This is a genomic window from Acinetobacter halotolerans (genome assembly GCF_004208515.1).
GTDB classification, from domain to species: Bacteria; Pseudomonadota; Gammaproteobacteria; order Pseudomonadales; family Moraxellaceae; genus Acinetobacter; species Acinetobacter halotolerans.
Genome location: NZ_SGIM01000003.1, coordinates 57,201 through 80,863, shown reverse-complemented (window position 1 = coordinate 80,863; position 23,663 = coordinate 57,201). Strand labels below are relative to the sequence as shown.

Sequence of the window (23,663 nt, the reverse complement as noted above, 5' to 3'; positions counted from 1 at the left end):
AATACTTCAACCAAAGCATGGACGATTTGTTGTTACGAACATTGGTAGCTACATTTTAGCCATTACAAAAAAATAGGGCTGAAAACGAATTCAACCCTATTGATATAAAAACTCAGAAATAGTCTTTAGACATCAGTTCCTAAAGCCATACTAGATTCTGCATTTTTCAATTTTCTCAGCTTAAAGACATAAGTCAACATTAAGCAGAGGATCCACGCAGGAATCATCATCACCGCAATACGCATATCTGGTGAAAGTGACATCACCACAAGAATACCCAGCATAAATACGATACAAAGATAATTACTAAATGGATAAGCAATACTTGGAAACTTGGTGGTCTGCCCTTGCATTTGCATTGCTTTACGGAACTTAAGATGTGTCCATGAGATCACGATCCAGTTAATCACAATCGCAGCAACCACCAACATCATTAATAAGGCAAAGGCTTTTTGCGGAAATAGATAATTGATCAATACACACAAGACCGTCACGAAAGCAGATACCAGAACCGCATTGGTTGGGATACCACGTTTATTGATATGCTTTAAAAATTTTGGTGCATTGCCCTGCTCTGCCAAACCGAGCAACATACGACTGCTGCAATAGCTTGTTCCGTTATAAACAGAAACTGCGGCTGTCAAAATGACAAAGTTCAACATGGTTGCCACACCGTGACTATCTAAAGACGCAAATACCATCACAAATGGACTGCCACCCTCGATCATTTGATTCCAAGGGAATAATGCAAACAAGATGAACAGCGTTGCGATATAGAAAATCAAAATACGGTAAATAATTTGATTTACAGCCTTAGGTAAGGTTTTATCAGGATCACGTGCTTCAGCTGCCGTGATACCAAACAATTCGATCCCACCAAATGCAAAAATAATCACAGCCATCGCCATGATTAAGCCTTCAACACCAAATGGAAAGAAACCACCCAATGCCCAAAGGTTACTAATACCAGCCTGTGGACCTGCCGTGCCCGTTGCAAGCAAATAAGAACCGAAGCCAATCATGGCTAAGATGGCTAAAATTTTGACGATAGAGAACCAGAACTCCATCTCTCCAAACAGCTTCACATGCAATAAGTTAATGCCGTTGATTAAGAGGAAAAAGGCCAATGCCGATGCCCAAGTTGGGATTTCAGGCCACCAATATTGAATATAGAGTCCAATTGCTGTTAGCTCAGCCATACAGACGAGAATATTGAGTACCCAATAATTCCAGCCAGACATGAAACCTGCAAACGAACCCCAGTATTTATTCGCAAAATGACTAAATGAGCCACTAACTGGCTCTTGAACCACCATCTCACCTAACTGTCGCATCATTAGAAATGCAATTAAGCCTGCGATTGCATAACCTAAAATCACTGACGGACCTGCCAGCTTAATAGATTGTGAAATACCAAGAAACAGTCCTGTACCAATCGCACCACCTAGCGCGATAAGCTGGATGTGCCGATTGCTCAAACCATGTTTCAGGTTTCCTTGCGATTGTTTTGACATATGATTATTCTCATCCTTGTCACGTAATTTTCTTGTATTAAATTACGTATATCATAAATTAATCCAAAATGCCTATAGTTGATCGAAAAATAATTAATTTACTTTTCTCGTAACCGCGCATATAAGCAGAAAATTCAACAAATAACAATAATTATGTTATATGTAATTAAATTATGTATTGCGTAATTATTTATTTTCAGTATGATAGAAATCATAACGTTCACTCCTCTTGCGAGATCAAGCTGAAAGAAACTTATAATATTTTAAATATATCTATATATTTCAATCAGTTGATCAACAAAGTGAGAAGCTTAAAGGTAAACCCTGAAAAAATTAAGACAAGGAAAGCAAAATCATGACACAGCATTTAACTTCTTTTCTTGAGATTGACCCTCAATCAGATTTCACAATGCATAATTTGCCGTATGGCATCTTTAGTGAAATAGCTCAAGCTAATAAACGCGTCGGTGTTGCCATTGGCGACTGGGTGATTGATCTTGCGGTATTAGAAACACACGGCTTGTTGCAACTTGATGGAAATCAAAACTATTTCAATCAGCCGACATTGAATACATTTATTGAGTCAGGAAAACAAAACTGGCAAAAAGTGCGTCAAATCCTACAAAACTTATTATCTGTAGATAACCCAACACTACGTGATAATGCTGAACTACGTCATTCGGTTTTTCACCCACAAAATGCTGTAACTTTACACTTACCGATCCATGTACCTGGCTATACCGATTTCTATTCATCTAAAGAACATGCCACCAATGTCGGTACCATGTTTAGAGATCCTAAAAATGCCCTTCTTCCTAACTGGAGCGAACTTCCAGTTGGATACAATGGACGGGCGAGTTCAGTCATCGTTAGTGGTACAGATATTGTTCGCCCTTCTGGACAAATCAAACTCCCAAATAGCGAACGTCCAATATTCTCAGCAACACGCAAACTCGATTTTGAATTGGAAACTGCATTTATCGTGGGCAAAGCGACTGAGCTTGGTCAGCCTATCTCGATAGAAGATGCATCAGATCATATTTTTGGTATGGTTTTACTCAATGACTGGTCAGCACGTGATATCCAACAGTGGGAATACGTACCGTTAGGGCCATTCAATGCCAAAACTTTTGCTAGCGCTATTTCTCCATGGGTGGTAACGATGGAAGCACTGGAACCGTTCAAAGTCAAAGGTCCGACGCAGCAACCACAACCACTCCGTTATTTACAAGAAAATATAGCCAATAGCTACGACATTCATCTCAGTGTCGAAGTACAAACTCCACAATCGCAAAAATCAGAAGTGATCTGCCAAACCAATTTTAAATATATGTACTGGTCGATGGCGCAACAACTGACACATCACACCATCGCAGGCTGTAATGTGCAAGTTGGCGATCTGATGGGCTCAGGTACCATTTCAGGGCCAACCGAAGACTCGTACGGCAGCTTACTTGAACTAACGTGGAATACCACCAAACCATTAACCCTTTCAAATGGTGAAACACGTGGTTTCTTAGAAGATGGCGATCGCGTCGTGATGAAAGGTTATTGTGAGAAAGATGGGATTCGGGTTGGTTTTGGTCAAGTCGAAAATACCATCCTTGCAGCACATAAGTTTGAATTTAATCAAACTGAGGAAGAGAGCTATGAAACTGTATAGCTATTTCCGTAGTTCCGCTGCATATCGCGTACGGATTGCGTTGAATATAAAACAGCTTGCCTATGAAACTCAGCCGATTCATTTAGTAAAAAATGAACAGCAGCAGGCAGATTATCAAGCACTGAATCCAAGCCAATTGGTACCGACGCTAGTTGATGTGGATCAAACCTTGTTGCAATCCATCAGTATTTTGGAATATTTGGAAGAAGCTTATCCTGAGGTTGCTTTATTACCAAAGAATATTGCTGAACGAGCTAAAGTTCGAGCCTTTGCTCAAGCCATCGCCTGTGATATTCATCCACTCAATAATTTAAGGGTGTTGAAGTATTTACAACAGGATCTTGGGCTAAATGATCAGCAAAAAAGTAACTGGTATCAGCATTGGATGTTGCTCGGCTTTCAAAGTTTAGAAGCACAGCTTCAGGGTTCTAATGGGCAGTTTTGCTTTGGTACACAAGCCACATTTGCTGACTGTTGTTTGATTCCTCAAGTCTATAACGCAAAACGTTTCAAAATTGATTTAGCTGCGTTTCCAAAGATTGAATCCATTTATCAACACTGTTTAACGCTTCCTGCATTCTTGCACGCAGCCCCAGAACAACAACCAGATTGGGAATAAAGATAAAAGGAGTTTTATGATGAGCTTTGCAATTAAAAAAATTCACCACGTCGCCTACCGTTGTCGAGATGCGAAAGAAACCGTGGAATGGTATAAAACCATGCTGAATATGGACTTCATTTTAGCTTTTGCAGAAGATCACGTCCCTTCCACTAAAGCCTTTGATCCTTATATGCATTTATTCCTCGATGCAGGTCAAGGCAATGTCTTGGCATTTTTTGAACTGCCAACGCAGCCTGAAATGGGCCGCGATGAAAATACACCACAGTGGGTGCAACATATCGCTTTTGAGGTTGAAGACCACAATGCCTTATTAGATGCAAAAGCACATCTTGAAGCCCATGATGTGAAAGTACTAGGTGTGACCAATCACGGTATTTTCCATTCAATTTATTTCTTTGATCCAAATGGTCATCGGCTAGAACTCACTTATAACGATATACATGCCGATGCCAAAATTGCGCGTATTACCGAAGAAATGAAGTTAGAAATGCTCGACGAGTGGAGCCGTACTAAACGTGCCCCGCATCATACCCATTTCTTACATGAAGATGAGTTAGGTGCTTAGAGATGTGCTATGCAAATGCAATGCTGAAAGATAATGCCAGTAAAAAGGCACGTTTTCAGCATAGACGCATAGCATAAACAATGTATAAATCGGCATTGAAGATATATTTACTTCAATGCCGATTTTTTATTATCTAAATATAGGCAAATTGATAAATGAGAGGCATATTCTGCAGTGATACAAACGAAATGCAATTCCATGCGAAAACAAATGTATGCTTATACGATTCACCTATTTAAGTCATTTAAAAAGATGATTTCTATTTTGCGGCATGCTCAGGCATTATGTGCAGAACTCGTAAAATCGAATACCAAGATCAAACCAATACTGCTAGATGAATTGTAGATGAAGGGTTATTGAATGATTGAAGAAAAGTTATCTGGTGGGGTTCAATCACTTGAGGTGGGATTATCCGTTCTCAATGCCCTTTTGGAACATAATAAACCGATTATTTTAAAAGAGCTGTCCAGTCAACTTGATATGCATCCAGCCAAAGTACATCGTTATCTGGTCAGCTTGATCCGGATGAATTATGCAAAACAACTGGAAGGTGGTCAGTATGCATTAGGCGACCAAGCTTGGCGTTTAGGGCTTAGCTGTATTCAACATACTGATGTTCTACAACTGGTTCAGCATCTGATCTATGACCTACAGAGTAAAATTGGCTGCGGTATTCAGATCAGTAAATGGTCACCTAAAGGTCCGTTAGTCGTACAATCGATTGAATCAAACCACCCGATTTCAATTGTGACCAAAGTCGGATCAACCATGCCTTTGGTCAACTCTGCGGCAGGTCGTATTTTTGCATCTTATTTGCCTGAAGCTGTGATTCAGCCGTTGATGTATGCCGAATGGGAAAAAGCGGCACAAAACCACTATCCAATTAAACCATCGAACTGGGATGAATTCTTAGCACTCAAAGAAACCACGCTACAGCATGGCATGGCGATCGCACAAGGTGATCTGCTGGTGGGCATTAATGCGGTTGGTCTACCTATTTTTAATGCACAACATGCCATGGAATTTTGTATTGTTGCTTTGGATAGTGAAATGTTCCTACCTGTACATGCAGGCAGTGAAAAACTCGAATTATTCAAACGTGAAGTTGCAGCAATCAATCAGTACATTAAAACGCGTTAATTTTTAAATCATCTTTTCATCCTAAAAAATCAAAAAAGCCAAGAATCGATTCTTGGCTTTTTAGTATAGATTTCCGAGATATTTATTTGGTTTCTAACACACCACGACGGATCTGATCACGTTCAATCGATTCAAATAATGCTTTGAAGTTACCTTCACCAAAGCCATCATCATCTTTACGTTGAATGAACTCAAAGAAAACTGGTCCAAGCATATTTTCAGAGAAAATCTGCAACAACAGCTTCTTCTGACCATCCTTAGTATTGCCGTCTAATAAAATACCGCGCTTTTGTAATTCATCCGTCGGTTCACCATGTTCAGGTAAACGCTCTTTCAACATTTCATAATAGGTTTCTGGCGGTGGCGTCATAAACTTAAGTCCTAAGCCTTTCAATTTATCCCATGTCGAAATAAGATCATCGGTAATGAATGCAATATGTTGAATGCCTTCACCATTGAAATCTGCTAAGAACTCAGCAATTTGACCATTGCCTTTGTCAGAATCTTCATTTAATGGAATACGAATCAAACCATCTGGTGCAGTTAAGGCTTTAGAGGTCAAACCTGTATATTCACCTTTGATATCAAAATAGCGAATTTCTTGGAAATTAAAGATTTTTTCGTAGAAATTAGCCCAATAATCCATGCGTCCTTTATAGACATTATGGGTTAAATGATCAATTTCATTTAAACCAGCACCGCGTGGATTACGCTCAACATCATCAAAGAAAATGAAATCATTTTCATAAATATCACGATCTACGAGGAAAATCGGCATACCACCGATACCTTTAATCGCTGGGATATTCAGTTCCATTGGCCCTGATTGAGAATGCATCGGTTCTGCACCTAGCTCGACTGCCTTCTTAAAGGCTTTTGCAGCATCACGAGTTCTAAAACCCATTGCACATGCTGAAGGACCATGCTCTTTAAAGAAAAATGAAGCATAAGATTCAGGTTGATAATTCAAAATGATATTGATATTACCCTGACGCCATAAATACACTTTTTTAGATTTGTGTTTTGCGACTTTTGAAAAACCAATTGTCTCAAAAATTTGATCTAATCCATTTTCCGTCGAAACAAACTCAATAAAAGCAAATCCACAAAGTTCTAATGGGTTATCTAAAATGTCCATCTAGTTTCCCTTATCCTTATTGAGATAAATTCATCCGTTTTAATGCTAAGCACGCTGATATGGATCTATAGATAATCATTTAACCATGACTATCATCGTTAAACCGACCTAAAAGATCACAACATGTGTAAGCGTTAACAGAAAAGGTATACGGCGTTTCTCTATGTCAATCAAAAGCATCCGTGTCAAAACCTTTCCCTTTCCTTAAGTAAACCAAATACAACGCTAAAAACGTATTTAAGTATTGGCTACCAACTTAAAATTCATGCTACAAGAAAGATTAAATTTATGCAATACATAATTTGATTATGTTATGTGTAATTATCACGATTTATACGGACTCTACTCTGCTTAATCGAACACCCCATATTGCGGGGTCAGCGTGATTTAACGATAAATAAGTTTATATCTAAATCCGACCATGGTCTCAATACAATAAAACATGAATAATCCAGCAAATAAAGAGCAAAAAATCTAAAAAATGACTTATTGAAATGTAAAAATATTAAAATCTGTTTTTCCACAAAATTTATTCAAGATAATGATATATATAGACACTCTTATGAAAACCCACACCCCAATTCAAGAGAATAATTCTCAAGTATAACAATTCGTTACTTGTGGTTATCACTAGTTCTTGGCATGGTTTGTTCATTGTTTAATGATAGGAATCTCATGCCTATGGCTAGTCCAGCACAAGCTATAAGACATAAATTACTCAACACATTTTTTTCAAGACATTCTGTTTGGTTTCTTTGTATTTTTATCGCTTTAAGTATTACTTGGTTCAAAGCAACCTATACTCCCCATACCATTTACTATTTTATTTCTGACACCATTCTCAATGGACTTTGGCTGGTAACAACCTTACTCAGTCTGGTGGGATTATATGATTTGCTGCAAAAGAAACATGCCATATTGAGAAACTATCCAATTTTGGGTCATTTTCGTTTCATTTTTGAAGACGTACGTCCCGAAATTCGTCAATATTTTATTGAAGCAGATCAAGACGCATTACCTTTTTCACGAATGCAGCGTAGCTTAGTTTATCAACGCGCCAAGAATGAAAATGCAGATAAACCATTTGGTTCAATTATCGATGTATATGAGCCGAACTATCGTTTTATTGTCCATTCCATCGCACCATGTCCACCTGCTGATCCTGCCTCTTTTCGTGTTCAAATTGGTAATGCTCAATGTCTTCAACCCTACAGTGCCTCCATTATGAATATCTCAGCAATGAGTTTCGGAAGTTTAAGCGCAAATGCAATTCGAGCATTGAATCTGGGCGCAAAAATGGGGCATTTTTATCACGATACAGGTGAAGGCAGCTTGAGCCCTTACCATTTAGAAAATGGCGGTGATATTGTTTGGCAAATTGCCAGTGGCTATTTTGGCTGTCGCACGCCTGATGGACTTTTTGATCCTGAGAAGTTTGCTTTACAAGCTAAAAATCCACAAATTAAAATGATTGAAGTCAAGCTTTCACAAGGCGCTAAGCCTGGCCATGGCGGGATCTTACCCAAGCATAAAATCACGGAAGAGATTGCACGTATTCGCGGTATTTCGAGAGATTATGACTGCGTTTCCCCATCTAAACACCCAAGCTTTAGCACGCCAATTGAAATGATGCATTTCATTCAGCAACTAAGAGAGCTGTCTGGTGGTAAACCTGTTGGTTTCAAGCTGTGTATTGGGCAGCCTTGGCAGTTTATGAGTATCGTGAAGGCTATGCTCGAAACAAAGATTGTGCCTGACTTTGTGGTAGTAGATGGTTCTGAAGGTGGTACAGGTGCTGCGCCGATTGAATTTAGTGATTACATCGGCACACCATTAAGAGAAGGTTTACGCTTCGTACACAACACCTTGACCGGTGCTGGTTTACGCAGCCAAGTCAAAATCGGTGCAAGTGGAAAGATCATCAGTGCATTTGATATCGCCAGCACTTTTGCTTTAGGCGCTGATTGGGTCAACTCCGCACGAGGGTTTATGTTTGCAGTTGGTTGTATTCAAGCGCAAAGCTGTCATACCAACCAATGTCCTGTCGGAGTCGCCACACAGGACCCTGATCGCCAAAAAGCGATTGATGTGCCAAGTAAGTCCGAACGCGTGTTTAGTTTTCACAAAAACACCTTACATGCATTATCTGAAATGATAGCAGCCGCAGGCTTAAGCCATCCTTCAGAGATCAAAGCCCATCATTTAGCACAACGTATGAATGATCGAGAAATCAAAAACTATGCACAAATTCATTTCTTTCTCAAAGAAAAAGAATTGCTACAGAGTGACTTAGAGGATGATGAGAATTTCTACTATCGGATGTGGAAAATGGCAGATGCCACTAAGTTTTAATAAAAATTAAGCTAAATAGCAATCACCACTAGTAATAGTGGTGATTTGGTTTGGCATGTAAGAATGCAGGAATGAGCCCTGTCAGTGCAGCACGAATATCGGCACGCTCATTAATCAATTGATGCGAGCCTTCTTCTAGCATTAATAAAGTCTGCAATCTAAACTTACGTCTAATATATTCAATGTTATAACGCCAATCCACAGTTTGATCGAGCGCTCCCTGTGCTAACCAAACAGGGATACGACAAGCTGGTCGCTGTTCCATTTCCAACATCCATTTCGACATTGCGAGTATCCAATCCATCCCCATCATACGAGGCTGTAAAGGATCTTTAAGTCGAATAAAACGGAGGAACTCAGGGTTATGATTATTGCGGCGGAAATGTCGTGGCACTTGGCTTTTAATGCGCCGAATAATGCCTAATCCCACTGAGTTATGCCACCATGCTGTTTTCGCAGGTCGAATCAAAGGGGACAATAACAATACCCGATTGACGATCGGATCTTCCCTACGCTGTGCAAATTCCAATAAATGATGCATCCAAATCGCACCACCGGTACTTTGCCCTATTCCCAACCATGGTTTGGGCAATTGCTTTGCATCACGAACCGCATCATAAACCGCATGTAATACCTGTTGATAGTGGTCAAAGTTTTGAATACTTGCCGCTGAACCATCGCTTAATCCATGCCCGGGCAAGTCGTAAGTAATGACACTAAACCCTTGCTCCAATATCTCTTTAATAATCGGCTGATAAATTCCACTGTGTTCTAAATACCCATGTAGCAAGCAAACGCTACCTTGTATTTCGGATTGCTTCGGTTGAAAAACTTGTACATGGACACGAAACAATGGCATTTCTACATAACCTTGCCATTGATCACACTCCAGTGTGTCCAATCCATACAATTTTTGATAGGCAAGTAATGCTTTCGGTGCTTCAAAGGGCTTATCGAGATCCAAAGCTTCAAGGATTTGAGGCGTAGTTTCCCGATTTGGAATAGGTAAATCAAGCTGTTTTAAAATTGTCGGATTTAAAAATGGAATATTGGACATTATGGTATCTCCCGACAATCACTTGAACCAACTAACACATCACGAATCGTGGCAAGCATCTCATAATTGGCACGGCGACTATGATCATAGTTTTTCTCACTTGGACGCCAGCGCGTTAAGCTGGTTGGCATCGGTGCAACAACAGGAACAGTCTCAATACCATTCAATGCAAATAAACGTCGAGTACGAGGCATATGATATTCATCAGTAATCAAGATGACTTTAGGTGCCCCACCTTTCTTTTGAAGCAAAAGTGAACTAAAGCGAGAGTTTTCACAGGTATTCATGCTTCTATTTTCAAGTAATTTTGCTTCGATACCACGCTCTTCTAGCCATGCCTGCATATACGGCGCTTCCACACCACTAAGTACGATAGGTAAATCATATTGCTTCTCAATTTGCAATGTTCGCTCTAAGCGTAACCGCGTGTAATTATTTACCACGATATCTTTGCCATTTGCTCCAAGCGTTAAACCACCGCCCAAGACCACAATCGCATAAGGCTCAGTGCTTTTTTTTGCTTCAACAGCCCCGTCTTTATTTTTTTCAAGCTCAATTAAATCTTCTTTACTTGGTCCTTCTTGCTCCGCAACAATCGGTAACTCAATCGGATACGTTTCTAGAAAGGCGACATACTTTTCCATTAGTACCTGATTATCAGGTGTATTAAATTGTAGAAAATCAATAGGTGTGCTCGCAGCAGCGACACGCTCTTGTTCCATTTGCTCCTTGCTTAACGGAATAATTGGCTTTTTTTCCTGTTCATTTTCTTTTTCTTGTTCCTCAACAATAAGCTGTTGTAATAACTTATATCGTGCTTGAATCAGTTTTAAATCTTCAGTTGCTTCTGGTTGAAAGCGCTTTTCGATTAATTTGAGATAAGCCTGTCGAGCAATCCATAAATTGGAACCTGGCTCTAAATTTTCATGTTCACTTAAAGCAGCAGATTTTTGGCTTTGAGCCGCAACCTCATTGACATCCACTGAAACAAAGTGATTTAAGCTCTTTACCATCAGTTGAGAGTAAAAGGGTGAATATAAAAAAAGTACAAAACAGCCCAATAGCACGAATAGTATTGTGATTACGCGCACTAAACTGACCATCCAATGTACTTTAGACATAAATCTCCTCATTCACTGTGGGCTTGGATTAAACCTTGTTCACTATATAACACAGGTTCAGGTTCCAATTGAATACTAAACTTTTGTTTTACATCACTTTGTACTGCATTATAGGTGTTTTTAACATCAGCTAAAGTCGCTTCTGCATAATTCACCAACACCAATGCCTGTTTATGAAACATACCAACTGATCCAAGCTGCTTACCTTTCCAACCGCTTTGATCAATCAACCAACCTGCTGCCACTTTAACATTGCTATTTGCTTGTGGATAATGAGGAATGTTTGGAAATTGTTGAGCAATTTTGTCAAATTCATTTTGTGTAAGAATTGGATTTTTAAAAAAACTTCCCACATTTGGAAATGCTTTCGGATCGGGCAATTTACTCTGACGAATATGAATCACTTGATTTTGTAGATTCTCTGCCGTCAGTTCATCGCCAACTGCTTGCTTAAGATCGCCATAATTTAACTTTAAATCTGCATGTTTCAACAATTTAAAAGTTACGCTGACAATGATGTAACGACTGGGTTGATCTTTGAAAATGCTATGACGATAAGCAAAATGACAATCTTCAGCTAAAATTGAATCGAATTGCTTCAATTCGCGATCATAGACTTGAACAGATTCAATAAACTCACCGACCTCAACACCATAGGCACCAATATTTTGTACAGGTGAAGCGCCCACTAAACCAGGAATCAAAGCTAAATTTTGTAAACCAAACCAGTTTTGCTGTGTGCTATATAAAACAAAATCATGCCACACCTGACCTGCGCCAACCTTCACAGTCACTGTATTTTCATCTTCAGCAAGCAGATCAATGCCTTGAATATTGAGGTGCACTACCAACGCTTGAAGTTGCTGCGGCAACAATAAATTACTGCCACCAGATAAAACCAAAACATTTAAACCTTGTTGTTCAGCAAATACCAAAGCTTCAATGACATCATGCGGCTGATGAATTTGAACATAGTGTGAAGCGATCGCATTCAGGTTTAAGGTATTTAAATGTTTAAGCTGAACTTGCTGTTGTACATACATGTTGAGTGAGATCCTATTACCCTGCTTTGATTTGCTGTTTAAAAATATTCACCCATGCTTGGCTACTCGACTCACATTGATCAAGCACTCGGTCAAAACCATCAGCCCCACCGTAATAAGGGTCAGGAACAGCTTGTTGGGTAAATAACGGATCGTGTTCACTCATCAATGCTATTTTTGCACGGATTTGATCAGCCCCAAATTGTCGAACGGCTTTAGTCATGAGTGATTGAATATCATTAAAGTTTTCATGATCCATTGCTAAAATAAGATCAAACTCAATGAAGTCTTCTAATCGCAATTGTCTGGCTCTTTGTGTGGACAGATCATAGCCGCGCTGTATGGCATGTTGCTGACTACGAGCATCTGGCGCTTTACTGGGGTGATAATTACTTGTTCCAGCTGAATCGACCAACACCGCTAAACCATGCGCATCACAATAATGTCTGAGAATCGCTTCAGCTGTGGGTGAGCGACAAATATTTCCTAAACAGACACATAACACCTTATAGGGCATTTGGGACGGCATAATCACCTCAACGCTACACATTTTAACAGCGTCTTATGGTAATTTATTTAAGCAATGAAACCTATAGTCACTTTATATAAAAATGTTGTATTTATTAGGGTTTATTAACATTTCACCTATGATTGTGGGAGAAAATATTTTAGCTTAGCGCGCAATTGATTTATAAAATGTAAATAAAGTTCAAGTATAAGGATGTATCTATGAATCTATTTCAATTTCAAACTGTTCCGAACATTATTACGGGACTAGGTTCGATACAAGAACTTAAACATGTTTTAACACAACATAATTATCACAAAGCGCTTTTAGTGACAGATGCGGGTATGATCCAACATCAACTACATCAGCCTATCATACAAATATTCAATCAAATCTCTCTCGACTATATCATTTACTCTGATATCCAAGCCGATCCACCAGAACATATCGTATTAGAAGCAGTTGATTTTGCTAAACAAGAAAAGATTGATGTGATTATCGGTTTTGGTGGTGGCAGTTCAATGGATGTCGCTAAAATCATTGCTTTACTCGCACACCCAAAGCAACAACAGCACCTCAGTGAAATCTATGGTGTAAATCAGGCGAAAGCCCCTCGCTTGCCGCTTATTTTAGTTCCAACGACTGCTGGAACAGGCTCTGAAGTCACGCCGATTTCAATCGTCACGACAGGTGCGACAACCAAAATGGGTGTTGTATCTCCCATTTTATATGCTGATGTTGCCATTTTAGATGCCACATTTACAGAAGGGCTGCCTGCGCACATCACAGCAGCAACGGGTATCGATGCGATGGTACATGCGATTGAAGCCTATACCTCAAATATCAAAAAAAACTTTTATGCCGATATATTAGCGAAGAATGCACTTCAATTACTCAATCAAAATTTAGCCAAAGTACTCAAAAATGGCGCCGACTTAGATGCTCGTCAAAATATGCTGATCGGATCCATGTTGGCAGGTCAAGCTTTTGCGAATGCACCTGTCGGCGCTGTGCATGCTCTTGCTTATCCTCTGGGTGGACATTTCCATCTTTCACATGGACATACCAATGCTTTGGTGCTGGTTGAAGTATTAAAGTTCAATGTGCCAAAAGCTAAACATTATTACGCCGAGCTAATGCAGTTGCTCGATCCACGCAGTACAGGCTGTACGGATGGATTATGTGATCTTTTTATTGATCATATGCAAAATCATTTAGATCAAAGTGGTCTAACGCTTAAATTAAAAGACTTAGATATTGCAGAAGCAAAATTGCCACAACTGGCGAAGGATGCCATGCTTCAAACGCGATTATTGCAAAATAATCCAAGAGCAATGACCGAACAAGATGCTTTACAGATTTATCAGGCGATTTATGCATGAGTAAACCGATTTTAAAAAACCGTGAGCAATTCAAATTCTTTTTGGATATACAAACTCGCTGGGCAGACAACGATATTTATGGCCATGTCAATAATGTGACCTACTATAGTTATTTTGATACCGCAGCTAACTCATTGCTCATTCAAAAAACAGGTTTTGATATTCATCACAGCGACGTGATCGGTCTGGTGGTGGATTCAGCTTGTAGTTTTTTACAAGAACTATCATTTCCAGAAACCATTGAAGTGGGTGTAGCAATTGGAAAAATTGGCAATTCATCGTTACGTTATGAACTGGCGATTTTTAAACAAGGCCAACAGCAAGCCGCCGCACAGGGACATTTTGTTCATGTCTTTGTAGATCGTATAAATCGAAAAAGCACGACAATTCCCAAACAAATGCGAGATGTCCTTACCGCATATCTGCTAACAGACTAAAGCGTTGCTTTAAGTTTAGTTCCGCCACTCGAGCCTTGCTCTCGTCTTGCGCTCGGGCAAAGCTAAGTTTAGTTCCGCCACTCGAGTCTTGCGCTCGGCCAAAGCTAAGTTTAATTCCGCCACTCGAGCCTTGCTCTCGTCTTGCGCTCGGACAAAGCGTTGCTTTGTCCTCGCTCAGGACTTCAATTGAATATTGTGTAGTTCTGCATCAAAAGTCTCGATCAAGCTTTTGAGAGTTGGTTCTTGTTGCAATAATTCCACTGCTCGATTAAAGGCTTTTTCTTTACGCTTGTTTTGTATTGCCAAAGGTGTATTAGAGTGCACTTCACCATACTGCACATTGAACTGGGTATTTGGCCATTGTGAGTTGAGTGCATCCTCTAAACCATGTTGTAACTGCGATAGCATTCCTTCATATTCTTGAGGGATATGAAAAGTTGATACACCATTTATCTCACCTTGCATGACTCCATGCTGGGCTAACTCCTGAACGGCTGGAGAAAGCTGACTGGTTCTAAACCAATACTCCCACTTCTCCAAATTCCACTCACCCTCTAGCACCTGTTCATGAAGTTTTAGAATGTCTTGTGGCATCAAATCCGTTGCTTCAACAGCAGCTTGTTGAATATCTGTCGAAATCTCGGCCGGTTGTGCCGTTATTTGCTCGACCGCAACAACTTCATCGAATAACTCAGGCTCGACCTGTAAACGATTCTGTTCAATATCTTGATGTACAGTTTGATCAGTCTGCGCTTTTGACTCTACAGGGAAAACGAGAACTTCATCAGATGCAGCTACATCCAACTGACAATCCTGTTGATCTGAGACACTGTCTAATCCGATAAGCTGCCCATCCGCTGCATCAAAAACCATGACCTCACGATTTTCCTGCACGATTGGTTCAGGTTCAGGTTCAGGTTCAGGTTCAGGTTCAGGTTCAACGCTAACCATTTCTTGCTGAACGGCAAGCGGCTCTTCAACTACAGTACCTTGTGACAACTGCTGAGTATCTGATGAGATTGTTTCAGCCGAAACCACATCTTTTCGGGATAGCTCAACATGATGTGGGTTTGCCTCAACAACCGTGATCTCACTCACAGATAAAGGTCTAAATGCGAGCAAACGTAAGACGCACATTTCAAAGCCTTGCTCTTGCGTTACCGCCAGTTGCAGTTCAGCACGCCCTTTACATGCGATTTGATAATAAAGTTGCAAATCTTGAGCTGAAACCAATTTTGAGAGTTGCAGAATTTTTTGATTGATTTCTTCGCTGTATTTCAATGCAAGATCTGGCAAATACTGCAACAAAGCCAATTCATGCAATGTTGAAACCAACTGATCTAGGACCAAAGACACATCTAAAGCTTGTTGTCTAAATTGTAAAAGCAGTTGGCTGACTCGGGCTTGTTGGTTTTGATGAATCGCTAAAATCAAATCATAAATAATCGTACGGTCAATCAATCCAAGCATGTCTTTAACATCTTGGTGGTGAACAGCACCCTGACCATACGCAATCGCTTGATCTGTTAAGGAAAGCGCATCACGCACTGAGCCTTGTGCAGATTCAGCAATTTGCCAAATAGCATCTTGATCAGCATCAATATGCTCTTTCTTTAAAATTTCAGTGAGATGCGTGGTTATTTCATCAACAGCCAGAGGACGCAAGGTGAACTGCAAACAACGAGAAATTACAGTAATCGGTAATTTCTGAGGATCCGTGGTCGCAAATAAAAACTTTACATGTTCAGGTGGTTCTTCCAATGTCTTTAACAACGCATTAAATGAATGCGTTGAAAGCATATGAACCTCATCGATCAGATAAACCTTAAACCGTCCTTGAGTGGGAGCATAAGGAACATTATCAAGAAGTTCTCGTGTGTCCTCAACCTTGGTGCGTGATGCAGCATCAATTTCGATTAAATCAATAAAGCGACCTTCGTTAACAGCTTTACACGTTGCGCAAACTTCGCATGGCGTTGAGGTTACCCCAGTCTCACAATTCAAACACTTGGCTAAAATACGGGCAATCGTCGTCTTCCCGACTCCACGCGTCCCTGTAAACAAGTAAGCATGGTGCAAACGTCCACGTTCTAATGCGCTCGTTAAAGCACGAGAAACATGGTTTTGCCCCACTAACTCATTGAAATTACGTGGACGGTATTTTCTTGCCAGTACTTGATACATGTATGCTCCCTTTTTGCATCCTAAGCATACTGTTTTTTTGAAAGGACTGTAAACGAATCTGCTTCTAATTGATCAAGATTAAATACATTCCCGTATTATTTATTTCAATACTGATTACATCGCGGAACACTTGCGCCAATATTCAACTCCATAGACAATACGCAACAAATTTATATATTTTGGCTTGCTCCCTATGTCTCAACAATCTTTAACGGTTTTAGGCGGTATCACCGCAGAACAATTTCTAACAGAATATTGGCAAAAAAAACCTTTGCTGGTGCGTAACGCAATGCCTGAAATTATAGGCTTATTAGAGCCAGACGATGTGAAAGAACTTGCTTTGGAAGAAGATGTCACTGCTCGCCTGATTCGTCAAAAGAATAAAAATCCAAATGAATGGCATGTAAAGTCTTCTCCGCTCACCAAAGGTGATTTTCAAAAATTACCGAATCTATGGACATTATTGGTTCAAGCGGTTGATCACTATTCATTTGATATCGCTGAACTCTGGAAAAAATTTCCTTTTATTCCCCAATGGCGTCGGGATGACATCATGGTGTCTTATGCACCACAAGGTGGTTCAGTCGGTAAGCATTTTGATTTTTATGATGTCTTCTTGGTGCAAGGCCATGGTCATCGCCGCTGGCAACTCGGTCAAATGTGTGATGAATCTACAGCTTTTGTTCCTGACCAGCCTTTAAAATTATTAGCTGAAATGGATATTCATTTTGATGAAGTGCTTGCTCCAGGTGATTTATTATATGTACCACCTGGTCTTTCGCATTATGGGGTCGCAGAAGATGATTGTTTAACCTTCTCTTTCGGCTTCCGTATGCCAAACCTATCAGAGATGATTGATCAAGTCAGCGATAAGTTTGCTGAAAATGAAATACTCAAAAAACCATTACTGGATATTCCCCGCCAACAGGTAGCACAAGTGGGTGAAGTAAACAGTACCGAGTTTTCATACTTAAAAACACAACTACTTGATTATCTCACTCAAGCACCTGAGTTCGATGCAGCGATCATGTCTTATATGAGTGAATCGAACTATCCAAACAATATTCCAGAACCAGAGGAAATTGAAGCCAATGATTTAACTGAAATCATTGGGACAGGATTCCAGTTAATCCTTGAACCAGCATCGAGACTGCTTTATAGACAACTAGGTGAATCTCTCGACTTTTGGGCAAACGGTGAAAACGTCTGTGTATCAACGGCTTTTGAACGACACCTAAAGCAAATCGCTGACGGGCAAAGCTTAATATTCGATGAGCAATTCAATGCACCTGAAATGTTAGAAGATATCGCTCAACTGCTAAATAATGCGATTGTGATGTTATTACCACCGAACTAATCCTTTTTACTGATACTTCCAAGTTAATTAATGCTGATATGTGAAAATATATTAAATTAATCTTTTCTCTACAGTTGTTTAATTATACTTGGAAATATCAAAGTGATTATTTTTATAACAATTACATTTTAATGATTGAATACCAATAAAAAATTTATAAACTACTTATTAATAATTTAAAAATATATCTTTCTTCTAAATAAATTTTTGACTTAAAACGGAGCCAAAACATGTTTAAAAAAACATTATTCTGTTCATTTATCGCTTCTTCTATATTCTTACAAACTGTTCAAGCTTGCACGAGAGCTGTGTATTTGGGCAATGACAATCATGTCATCACTGCTCGCTCTATGGACTGGAAAGTCGATGTCGGTAGCAATCTATGGATCATGCCCAGTGGCGCAGATCGAGATAGTAATGCAGGTCCAAAATCATTAAAATGGAAATCAAAATATGGCAGCGTAATCGCTTCAGGTTATGATGTTTCCACCACAGATGGAATGAACGAAGTTGGTCTTGTCGCGAATGTGCTTTGGTTAGTTGAGTCTCAATATCCAGACTCAAAAAAATCAAACAAACCCCATTTAAGTATTTCAGCATGGGCACAGTACGTACTTGATAATTATGCAACTGTTGCTGAAGCTGTTCGTGCCTTAGAAAAAGAACCTTTTATCATCATTACCGATAATGTACCCGGTGAACAACGCTTAGCAACACTACACTTATCTCTTTCTGATAAAACTGGTGATAGTGCAATCATTGAATACATCAATGGCAAACAGGTCATTCACCATAGTAAAAAATATCAAGTCATGACGAATTCTCCAACCTTTGATCAACAACTTGCACTTAACACCTACTGGCAGCAAATTGGTGGCACCGTGATGTTACCAGGCACCAATAGAGCCGCAGATCGCTTTGCACGCGCCTCTTTTTACATCAATGCCATTCCTAAAAACAATAATCCGAAAGAAGCGATCGCCTCAGTATTTAGCGTTATTCGCAATGCATCCGTACCATTTGGTTTAAATACAGCCGAAGAACCCAATATCTCATCAACACGTTGGAGAACAGTTGCGGATCACAAACAACAACTTTATTTCTTTGAATCAGCTGTATCCCCGAATGTTTTTTGGATTGATTTAAAGAAAATCAATTTTAAAGATGGTGTTACACGTAAACTTGATCTTGGAAAAGACCAGCAAAATACCTTTGCCGGTGATGCGACCAATCAATTCAAAATAGCGAAACCATTTGAATTTCTTGGTTCAGCATCACATTAATAAACGTCTAGACTTAGAATCAACTAGAGAACTTAAATATGAAAAAAACACTGTGTTTACTTAGTATTGCTGTAATGGCAGCTGGTTGTACAAGTTTGCAGAATTCGCCAACAACAACGGCCACTCTTGACCATTTGGCTACAGCAGGTTCATTAATTTGTAAGAGTAATGAAATCTGCCCGAATGTGATTGTCGAATGGGATAAACAACAAAAAGAGCAGCTAAAAGTTGATGTTGCGTTGACAAGTACTTATCAATATTACGATATAACAGGTATGACTTTCTTAATTGATGGCAAGTCAATTAACTACCGTCCTACTGAGAAAACTCAACAGAAATATATAAATAAGCTTATTCCTAAACACTCAGCCAATACTTTTGTTCTCCCAAGCTCGTTTCTTTATGAATTGAGAAGCGCGAAAAACGTTGAGCTATCCATTGAAACCGATAAAGGAATGATTCAACGCTCAGTATATACACCAACACAATCATCTACACTTTCCAAAAACTTTGCTCGACTCATTGCAAGCCTACCGAAACAACAACCTAAATAACCACTTAAATAAAATTTGGTCAGTTATTATTTATTGATAATTGACCATTCCATCCATCAAAATCCCAACCAATCATATGAAAATGATTATCAATTTTAATTACTTAAAAACTTGTCAAATGACGATAATGTCAAAACAACAGGATTATTCAAATCAGGTTTGTCGCAAAGCAGTTTATACTGATTAATAACTACAAATATTTTTATAACGGATTTTTATTACAAATATAAACTCATACTGCTGATTTTAACTGAGAACATGGGGAGCTAATTTAAAAATCAAGTAAATAAATATTGCTATTTACCCCTATGATATTTCTCAAATACCATGTAAAATATTTGCCAAAATTGCATAATGAAATGCAAAAAATGCTCTTGGCGAAGAGCAAACTCGAGGCGTTATATGTCAAAAAAAGAAGATATTATTAGCACAGCATTACGACTATTTAACTCGCATAGCTACAACTCGGTTGGAGTCGATCGAATTATCAGCGAGTCAAACGTTGCAAAAATGACTTTCTATAAATATTTTCCATCCAAGGAAAAACTGATTCAAGAATGTCTCATTCAACGCAACCAAAATCTACAAGCTTCGCTAAACAGTGCTTTAACTGAGTGCGATCCAAATGATCATATGGGGCAGTTGAAAAGAATTTTTGAATGGTACTCAGCATGGTTTAACACCGAAGATTTTAATGGTTGCATGTTTCAAAAAGCGCTTGAAGAAGTTATAAAAATCTACCCTTCAACTTTAGAACCTGCAACTCAATATAAAATTTGGTTAACTGCCTTAGTGCAAGATTTACTACAAAATATAGGTATTCCTACGCCAATCCACCTAGCAACTTTGATTGTTAGTATCTTAGATGGTATGACGATTCAAGCACACGTAAATAAGCACTCGGTTGAAATGAACGAGTATTGGAAGCGCGTAGAACACCTGATCAGCTTTGAACAGACACTTGCCTAAATAAATTTTTTATAGAACCCTCTTGTTTATCCTGCTAGGAAAAATACAAAGTGGGCATGAATTATTAAGAAAAAGGTATAACGAACTGATCCCTTTAGACATAAAGGGATTTTTTTTATCTATTGTGATGAAGTAATTGACCAAAAAAATAAAGCGTGATTTATAATTTTTTTTCTAGCTCACGCTTGCGTCTAAGTGTAAATAAATAATAAGTATTATTACCCTCTGGCGGTTGTGCTTTCACACTTCCGTTCCTTTTTATGCAGACAGATTATTCTGTCCTAGCCGCAATTCTATAGACTTTTATTCAAAGCACAACCATTTTTTTAATTTTTTTAATATTCATTAGTTATATTAACCACTTAATTTTATTGTGAAGTAAAATTTAAAAATCATAGCTTATTAATATAAATTTATAGCTTTATTCACCCCTCACCACACCAAATGTTAATCAGTTTGCATTTATTACAAAAATAGTTAATACATTATCATTATTGCTTATGGTTATCAATTTTTCTGATATTCGATGTCATTAAAAACCATTGTGATTATTCAGTTTTACAACAATTCTTTTAAATACCCATCTTATACTTGGTTCGGTTTTCTGGTAGCAGGTAGAGTATGCAAAAAAATCTTGAAATTGAGGCGATGAGAGCGTCTGCAGGTAGCGTTGTTAATGTACTTAAATCTCTAGCAAATACCGATCGGTTAATTATTTTGTGTCATTTGACCCAAAAAGAACTCAATGTCACACAAATAGCTGAACTCACAAACATCGTTCAACCGACACTTTCACAACAATTAATGATGCTACGCAAAAGTAACGTTGTTTCTACGCGTCGTGACGGGAAACAAATTTATTATTCAATTCTTGATCCAAAGCTAAATATCATCTTGAATACATTGTATGAGCATTACTGTTCTGAAACAGAGCCCTCATAAGAGAACAAACACTCGTTTCTTTAGCATTTTTTCTGCATAATATATACGAATTTATGCTTTAAAATGTTAGACATGAAAAAGTTAAATCAAGGCCTCACTGTACTATTTCCTGCAAGAAAATGGTTACGCAACTATCAGCTCCCCAGTTTTAGGTCTGATTTAACAGCTGCTTTAATTGTTTTGGCGATGCTTGTTCCTCAAGGTATGGCCTATGCCATGTTGGCGGGCTTACCCCCAATCATGGGAATATACGCAAGTATACTCCCTATGATTGTCTATGCCTTTACCGGTAGTAGCTCCACGCTGTCCATTGGTCCTGTTGCCATTATTTCTATGATGGTTTTTGCAGCCTTAAATCCACTATTCCCAGTGGGTTCAGCTGCCTATATAGAAGCTGCCTGTCTTTTGGCTGTCTTAGTGGGTGTGATATCACTCATTTTAGGTGTTTTTCGTTTTGGTTTTTTAATTCAGCTGATTAGCCACCCAGTTATTCAAAGCTTTATCATTGCATCCGCATTGTTAATCGCACTTGGTCAATTCAAGTTTTTACTCGATATTCCCTTACAAGCCAACAATATTCCTGAATTCTTCGTAAGCCTATCTCAAAACCTCCAGAACATTAGTTTTACAAACCTTGGATTTGGAATCATAGCGATTGGCATACTGGTCTTACTCCCTAAATTTATTCAATCCCATTTTATAAATAAAATTATTCCCCTACTCCTATTACTTTTATCCATTGTATTTATTTCCGCTTTAGGGATAGACCACCACGGTATTAAAACTGTTGGTGCCATTCCCTCAGCTTTACCTAGCCTGAGTTTTCCAACATGGAACTGGACTTTAATTCAGCAACTACTACCTAGTGCTTTTATGATTGCAATGATTAGCTTTATTGAGTCATTGGCAATTGCTCAAGCAACAGCATTACAAAAGCGTGATGATTTAAACAGTAACCAAGAGCTGATCGCATTAGGATTAGCAAATATTGCAGCAGGCATAAATTCAGGATTTGCGGTTTCTGGCAGTTTATCTAGAACGGTGGTCAATGCAGATGCCGGTGCAAAAACACCGATCTCAGGTGTTCTTTCTTCATTATTAATGATCCTCGTAAGCTTATACTTTACGGGTCTATTTGAAAATCTACCTTTAGCCGTTCTAGCTGCCACCATTTTTGTTTCAATATGGAAACTTGTGACGCTGACACCTTTCATTGACACATGGCGTTATTCAAAAGCTGATGGTTTGGCGATGTGGGTGACTTTTCTAGGTGTGACCTGCATTGATATTTCGACAGGACTTATCATTGGTATTGTTTTAACGTTTGTCTTATTACTCTGGCGGATAAGCCGCCCGCATATTGCAGTCATTGGATTAATCGAAGGCACTCAGCACTTTAGAAACGTATCACGATATGATGTTATTACCACACCAAACGTTGTGGCATTTCGCGTTGATGAAAATCTTAGCTTTTTAAATGCTCACATATTAAAAGGTCATGTAATTACACAGCTTAGTCAAAATCCACAGATAGAACATGTCGTCATCAATTGCTCCAGTATTAGCAATATTGATCTCAGTGCACTTGAAATGTTAAAGGATTTAAATCAAGAATTATCGCAACTACAGATCCAACTACACCTATCAGAAGTGAAAGGACCTGTAATCGATAAGCTATCCAAATCTGAACTGATAAATGAGCTGAGTGGTCGAATATTTCTATCACATTACCAAGCAATACAAGCGCTTTCCCCTCAGCCCACTACTGAAACAAATACGTTATAGCTGTTTTTTCACTCAAAAAGATATCCCCTAGTTTTCTAAAATACTTT

20 protein-coding genes are annotated in these 23,663 nt (G+C 38.9%); 13 read left to right on the top strand and 7 right to left on the bottom strand.

The window, feature by feature from the left end:
• Nucleotides 1-125: 125 nt before the first annotated feature.
• Complete coding sequence (locus EXE30_RS04560; RefSeq protein WP_130161385.1) at nucleotides 126-1,514, bottom strand: amino acid permease; 1,389 nt, start codon at nucleotides 1,512-1,514, stop codon at nucleotides 126-128.
• Nucleotides 1,515-1,869: 355 nt separating this feature from the next.
• On the opposite strand from EXE30_RS04560, the gene fahA reads away from it, so the two are divergent.
• The 4 genes from fahA (at nucleotide 1,870) to EXE30_RS04540 (ending at nucleotide 5,504) form a co-directional block, all read left to right on the top strand.
• Nucleotides 1,870-3,177, top strand: coding sequence for a fumarylacetoacetase (gene fahA, locus EXE30_RS04555; protein ID WP_130161384.1), 1,308 nt, complete (start codon nucleotides 1,870-1,872; stop codon nucleotides 3,175-3,177).
• Nucleotides 3,164-3,796 carry a maleylacetoacetate isomerase gene (gene maiA / locus EXE30_RS04550; RefSeq protein WP_130161383.1) on the top strand — a complete coding sequence of 211 codons (633 nt, stop codon included), beginning with the start codon at nucleotides 3,164-3,166 and terminating at the stop codon, nucleotides 3,794-3,796. The genes fahA and maiA overlap by 14 nt, the downstream gene beginning before the upstream one ends.
• A 19-nt stretch (nucleotides 3,797-3,815) precedes the next feature.
• Nucleotides 3,816-4,364 carry a VOC family protein gene (locus EXE30_RS04545; protein ID WP_130161382.1) on the top strand — a complete coding sequence of 183 codons (549 nt, stop codon included), beginning with the start codon at nucleotides 3,816-3,818 and terminating at the stop codon, nucleotides 4,362-4,364.
• 360 nt (nucleotides 4,365-4,724) lie between these two features.
• Nucleotides 4,725-5,504, top strand: coding sequence for an IclR family transcriptional regulator (locus tag EXE30_RS04540; RefSeq protein WP_005196748.1), 780 nt, complete (start codon nucleotides 4,725-4,727; stop codon nucleotides 5,502-5,504).
• An 82-nt stretch (nucleotides 5,505-5,586) separates the two neighbouring features.
• Here the strand turns inward: EXE30_RS04540 and hppD are convergent, their stop codons facing one another.
• Nucleotides 5,587-6,642, bottom strand: a complete 1,056-nt coding sequence (hppD, locus tag EXE30_RS04535; protein WP_130161381.1) for a 4-hydroxyphenylpyruvate dioxygenase — start codon at nucleotides 6,640-6,642, stop codon at nucleotides 5,587-5,589.
• Nucleotides 6,643-7,323: 681 nt separating this feature from the next.
• Here hppD and EXE30_RS04530 point away from each other — a divergent pair.
• Entirely contained in the window at nucleotides 7,324-8,994 is a 1,671-nt protein-coding gene (locus tag EXE30_RS04530; protein WP_130161380.1) for an FMN-binding glutamate synthase family protein, read from the top strand.
• A gap of 28 nt (nucleotides 8,995-9,022) precedes the next feature.
• Here EXE30_RS04530 and EXE30_RS04525 read toward each other — a convergent pair whose 3' ends face one another.
• Genes EXE30_RS04525 through EXE30_RS04510 form a run of 4 tightly spaced genes read right to left on the bottom strand, consistent with a single transcriptional unit; the run spans nucleotide 9,023 to nucleotide 12,744 of the window.
• Nucleotides 9,023-10,051, bottom strand: a complete 1,029-nt coding sequence (locus EXE30_RS04525) for an alpha/beta hydrolase (RefSeq protein ID WP_121929250.1) — start codon at nucleotides 10,049-10,051, stop codon at nucleotides 9,023-9,025.
• Nucleotides 10,051-11,172 (bottom strand): YdcF family protein, encoded by a 1,122-nt coding sequence (locus EXE30_RS04520; protein ID WP_130161379.1) that lies wholly within the window; start codon nucleotides 11,170-11,172, stop codon nucleotides 10,051-10,053. The genes EXE30_RS04525 and EXE30_RS04520 overlap by 1 nt, the downstream gene beginning before the upstream one ends.
• 8 nt (nucleotides 11,173-11,180) lie before the next feature.
• Entirely contained in the window at nucleotides 11,181-12,215 is a 1,035-nt protein-coding gene (gene murB / locus EXE30_RS04515; RefSeq protein WP_130161378.1) for a UDP-N-acetylmuramate dehydrogenase, read from the bottom strand.
• 16 nt (nucleotides 12,216-12,231) lie between these two features.
• A complete protein-coding gene (locus EXE30_RS04510; protein WP_130161377.1) occupies nucleotides 12,232-12,744 on the bottom strand; it encodes a low molecular weight protein-tyrosine-phosphatase in 513 nt (170 codons plus the stop codon).
• Between the two features lie 200 nt (nucleotides 12,745-12,944).
• Here EXE30_RS04510 and EXE30_RS04505 point away from each other — a divergent pair, with 200 nt between their 5' ends.
• Both EXE30_RS04505 and EXE30_RS04500 read left to right on the top strand, forming a co-directional pair.
• Nucleotides 12,945-14,105, top strand: coding sequence for an iron-containing alcohol dehydrogenase (locus tag EXE30_RS04505; protein WP_130161376.1), 1,161 nt, complete (start codon nucleotides 12,945-12,947; stop codon nucleotides 14,103-14,105).
• Nucleotides 14,102-14,542, top strand: coding sequence for an acyl-CoA thioesterase (locus tag EXE30_RS04500; RefSeq protein ID WP_130161375.1), 441 nt, complete (start codon nucleotides 14,102-14,104; stop codon nucleotides 14,540-14,542). The genes EXE30_RS04505 and EXE30_RS04500 overlap by 4 nt, the downstream gene beginning before the upstream one ends.
• 174 nt (nucleotides 14,543-14,716) lie before the next feature.
• On the opposite strand, the gene dnaX is transcribed toward EXE30_RS04500, so the two are convergent.
• Entirely contained in the window at nucleotides 14,717-16,726 is a 2,010-nt protein-coding gene (gene dnaX / locus EXE30_RS04495; RefSeq protein WP_130161374.1) for a DNA polymerase III subunit gamma/tau, read from the bottom strand.
• Nucleotides 16,727-16,919: 193 nt separating this feature from the next.
• Between dnaX and EXE30_RS04490 the strand changes: the two genes are divergently transcribed.
• The 6 genes from EXE30_RS04490 to EXE30_RS04465 all read left to right on the top strand — a co-directional run bounded on the left by EXE30_RS04490 (nucleotide 16,920) and on the right by EXE30_RS04465 (nucleotide 23,616).
• A complete protein-coding gene (locus tag EXE30_RS04490) occupies nucleotides 16,920-18,083 on the top strand; it encodes a ribosomal protein uL16 3-hydroxylase (protein WP_130161373.1) in 1,164 nt (387 codons plus the stop codon).
• Nucleotides 18,084-18,313: 230 nt separating this feature from the next.
• On the top strand, nucleotides 18,314-19,366 hold the full coding sequence (locus EXE30_RS04485) for a linear amide C-N hydrolase (protein ID WP_130161372.1): 1,053 nt from the start codon (nucleotides 18,314-18,316) through the stop codon (nucleotides 19,364-19,366).
• 38 nt (nucleotides 19,367-19,404) lie between these two features.
• Complete coding sequence (locus tag EXE30_RS04480) at nucleotides 19,405-19,920, top strand: hypothetical protein (RefSeq protein WP_130161371.1); 516 nt, start codon at nucleotides 19,405-19,407, stop codon at nucleotides 19,918-19,920.
• A gap of 402 nt (nucleotides 19,921-20,322) precedes the next feature.
• Nucleotides 20,323-20,889, top strand: coding sequence for a TetR/AcrR family transcriptional regulator (locus EXE30_RS04475; protein WP_130161370.1), 567 nt, complete (start codon nucleotides 20,323-20,325; stop codon nucleotides 20,887-20,889).
• Between the two features lie 621 nt (nucleotides 20,890-21,510).
• On the top strand, nucleotides 21,511-21,831 hold the full coding sequence (locus EXE30_RS04470) for an ArsR/SmtB family transcription factor (RefSeq protein ID WP_130161369.1): 321 nt from the start codon (nucleotides 21,511-21,513) through the stop codon (nucleotides 21,829-21,831).
• A 72-nt stretch (nucleotides 21,832-21,903) separates the two neighbouring features.
• Nucleotides 21,904-23,616 (top strand): SulP family inorganic anion transporter, encoded by a 1,713-nt coding sequence (locus tag EXE30_RS04465; RefSeq protein ID WP_130161368.1) that lies wholly within the window; start codon nucleotides 21,904-21,906, stop codon nucleotides 23,614-23,616.
• Nucleotides 23,617-23,663 lie beyond the last annotated feature (47 nt).

Coding starts and splice junctions, on each gene's coding strand:
- EXE30_RS04500 (WP_130161375.1), top strand. CDS start 14,102: ATGAGTAAACCGATTTTAAAAAACCGTGAGCAATTCAAATTCTTTTTG.
- EXE30_RS04505 (WP_130161376.1), top strand. CDS start 12,945: ATGAATCTATTTCAATTTCAAACTGTTCCGAACATTATTACGGGACTA.
- EXE30_RS04510 (WP_130161377.1), bottom strand. CDS start 12,744: ATGCCGTCCCAAATGCCCTATAAGGTGTTATGTGTCTGTTTAGGAAAT.
- EXE30_RS04470 (WP_130161369.1), top strand. CDS start 21,511: ATGCAAAAAAATCTTGAAATTGAGGCGATGAGAGCGTCTGCAGGTAGC.
- EXE30_RS04530 (WP_130161380.1), top strand. CDS start 7,324: ATGGCTAGTCCAGCACAAGCTATAAGACATAAATTACTCAACACATTT.
- EXE30_RS04480 (WP_130161371.1), top strand. CDS start 19,405: ATGAAAAAAACACTGTGTTTACTTAGTATTGCTGTAATGGCAGCTGGT.
- EXE30_RS04475 (WP_130161370.1), top strand. CDS start 20,323: ATGTCAAAAAAAGAAGATATTATTAGCACAGCATTACGACTATTTAAC.
- EXE30_RS04520 (WP_130161379.1), bottom strand. CDS start 11,172: ATGTCTAAAGTACATTGGATGGTCAGTTTAGTGCGCGTAATCACAATA.
- maiA (WP_130161383.1), top strand. CDS start 3,164: ATGAAACTGTATAGCTATTTCCGTAGTTCCGCTGCATATCGCGTACGG.
- EXE30_RS04485 (WP_130161372.1), top strand. CDS start 18,314: ATGTTTAAAAAAACATTATTCTGTTCATTTATCGCTTCTTCTATATTC.
- EXE30_RS04560 (WP_130161385.1), bottom strand. CDS start 1,514: ATGTCAAAACAATCGCAAGGAAACCTGAAACATGGTTTGAGCAATCGG.
- EXE30_RS04540 (WP_005196748.1), top strand. CDS start 4,725: ATGATTGAAGAAAAGTTATCTGGTGGGGTTCAATCACTTGAGGTGGGA.
- dnaX (WP_130161374.1), bottom strand. CDS start 16,726: ATGTATCAAGTACTGGCAAGAAAATACCGTCCACGTAATTTCAATGAG.
- murB (WP_130161378.1), bottom strand. CDS start 12,215: ATGTATGTACAACAGCAAGTTCAGCTTAAACATTTAAATACCTTAAAC.
- EXE30_RS04465 (WP_130161368.1), top strand. CDS start 21,904: ATGAAAAAGTTAAATCAAGGCCTCACTGTACTATTTCCTGCAAGAAAA.
- fahA (WP_130161384.1), top strand. CDS start 1,870: ATGACACAGCATTTAACTTCTTTTCTTGAGATTGACCCTCAATCAGAT.
- hppD (WP_130161381.1), bottom strand. CDS start 6,642: ATGGACATTTTAGATAACCCATTAGAACTTTGTGGATTTGCTTTTATT.
- EXE30_RS04490 (WP_130161373.1), top strand. CDS start 16,920: ATGTCTCAACAATCTTTAACGGTTTTAGGCGGTATCACCGCAGAACAA.
- EXE30_RS04545 (WP_130161382.1), top strand. CDS start 3,816: ATGAGCTTTGCAATTAAAAAAATTCACCACGTCGCCTACCGTTGTCGA.
- EXE30_RS04525 (WP_121929250.1), bottom strand. CDS start 10,051: ATGTCCAATATTCCATTTTTAAATCCGACAATTTTAAAACAGCTTGAT.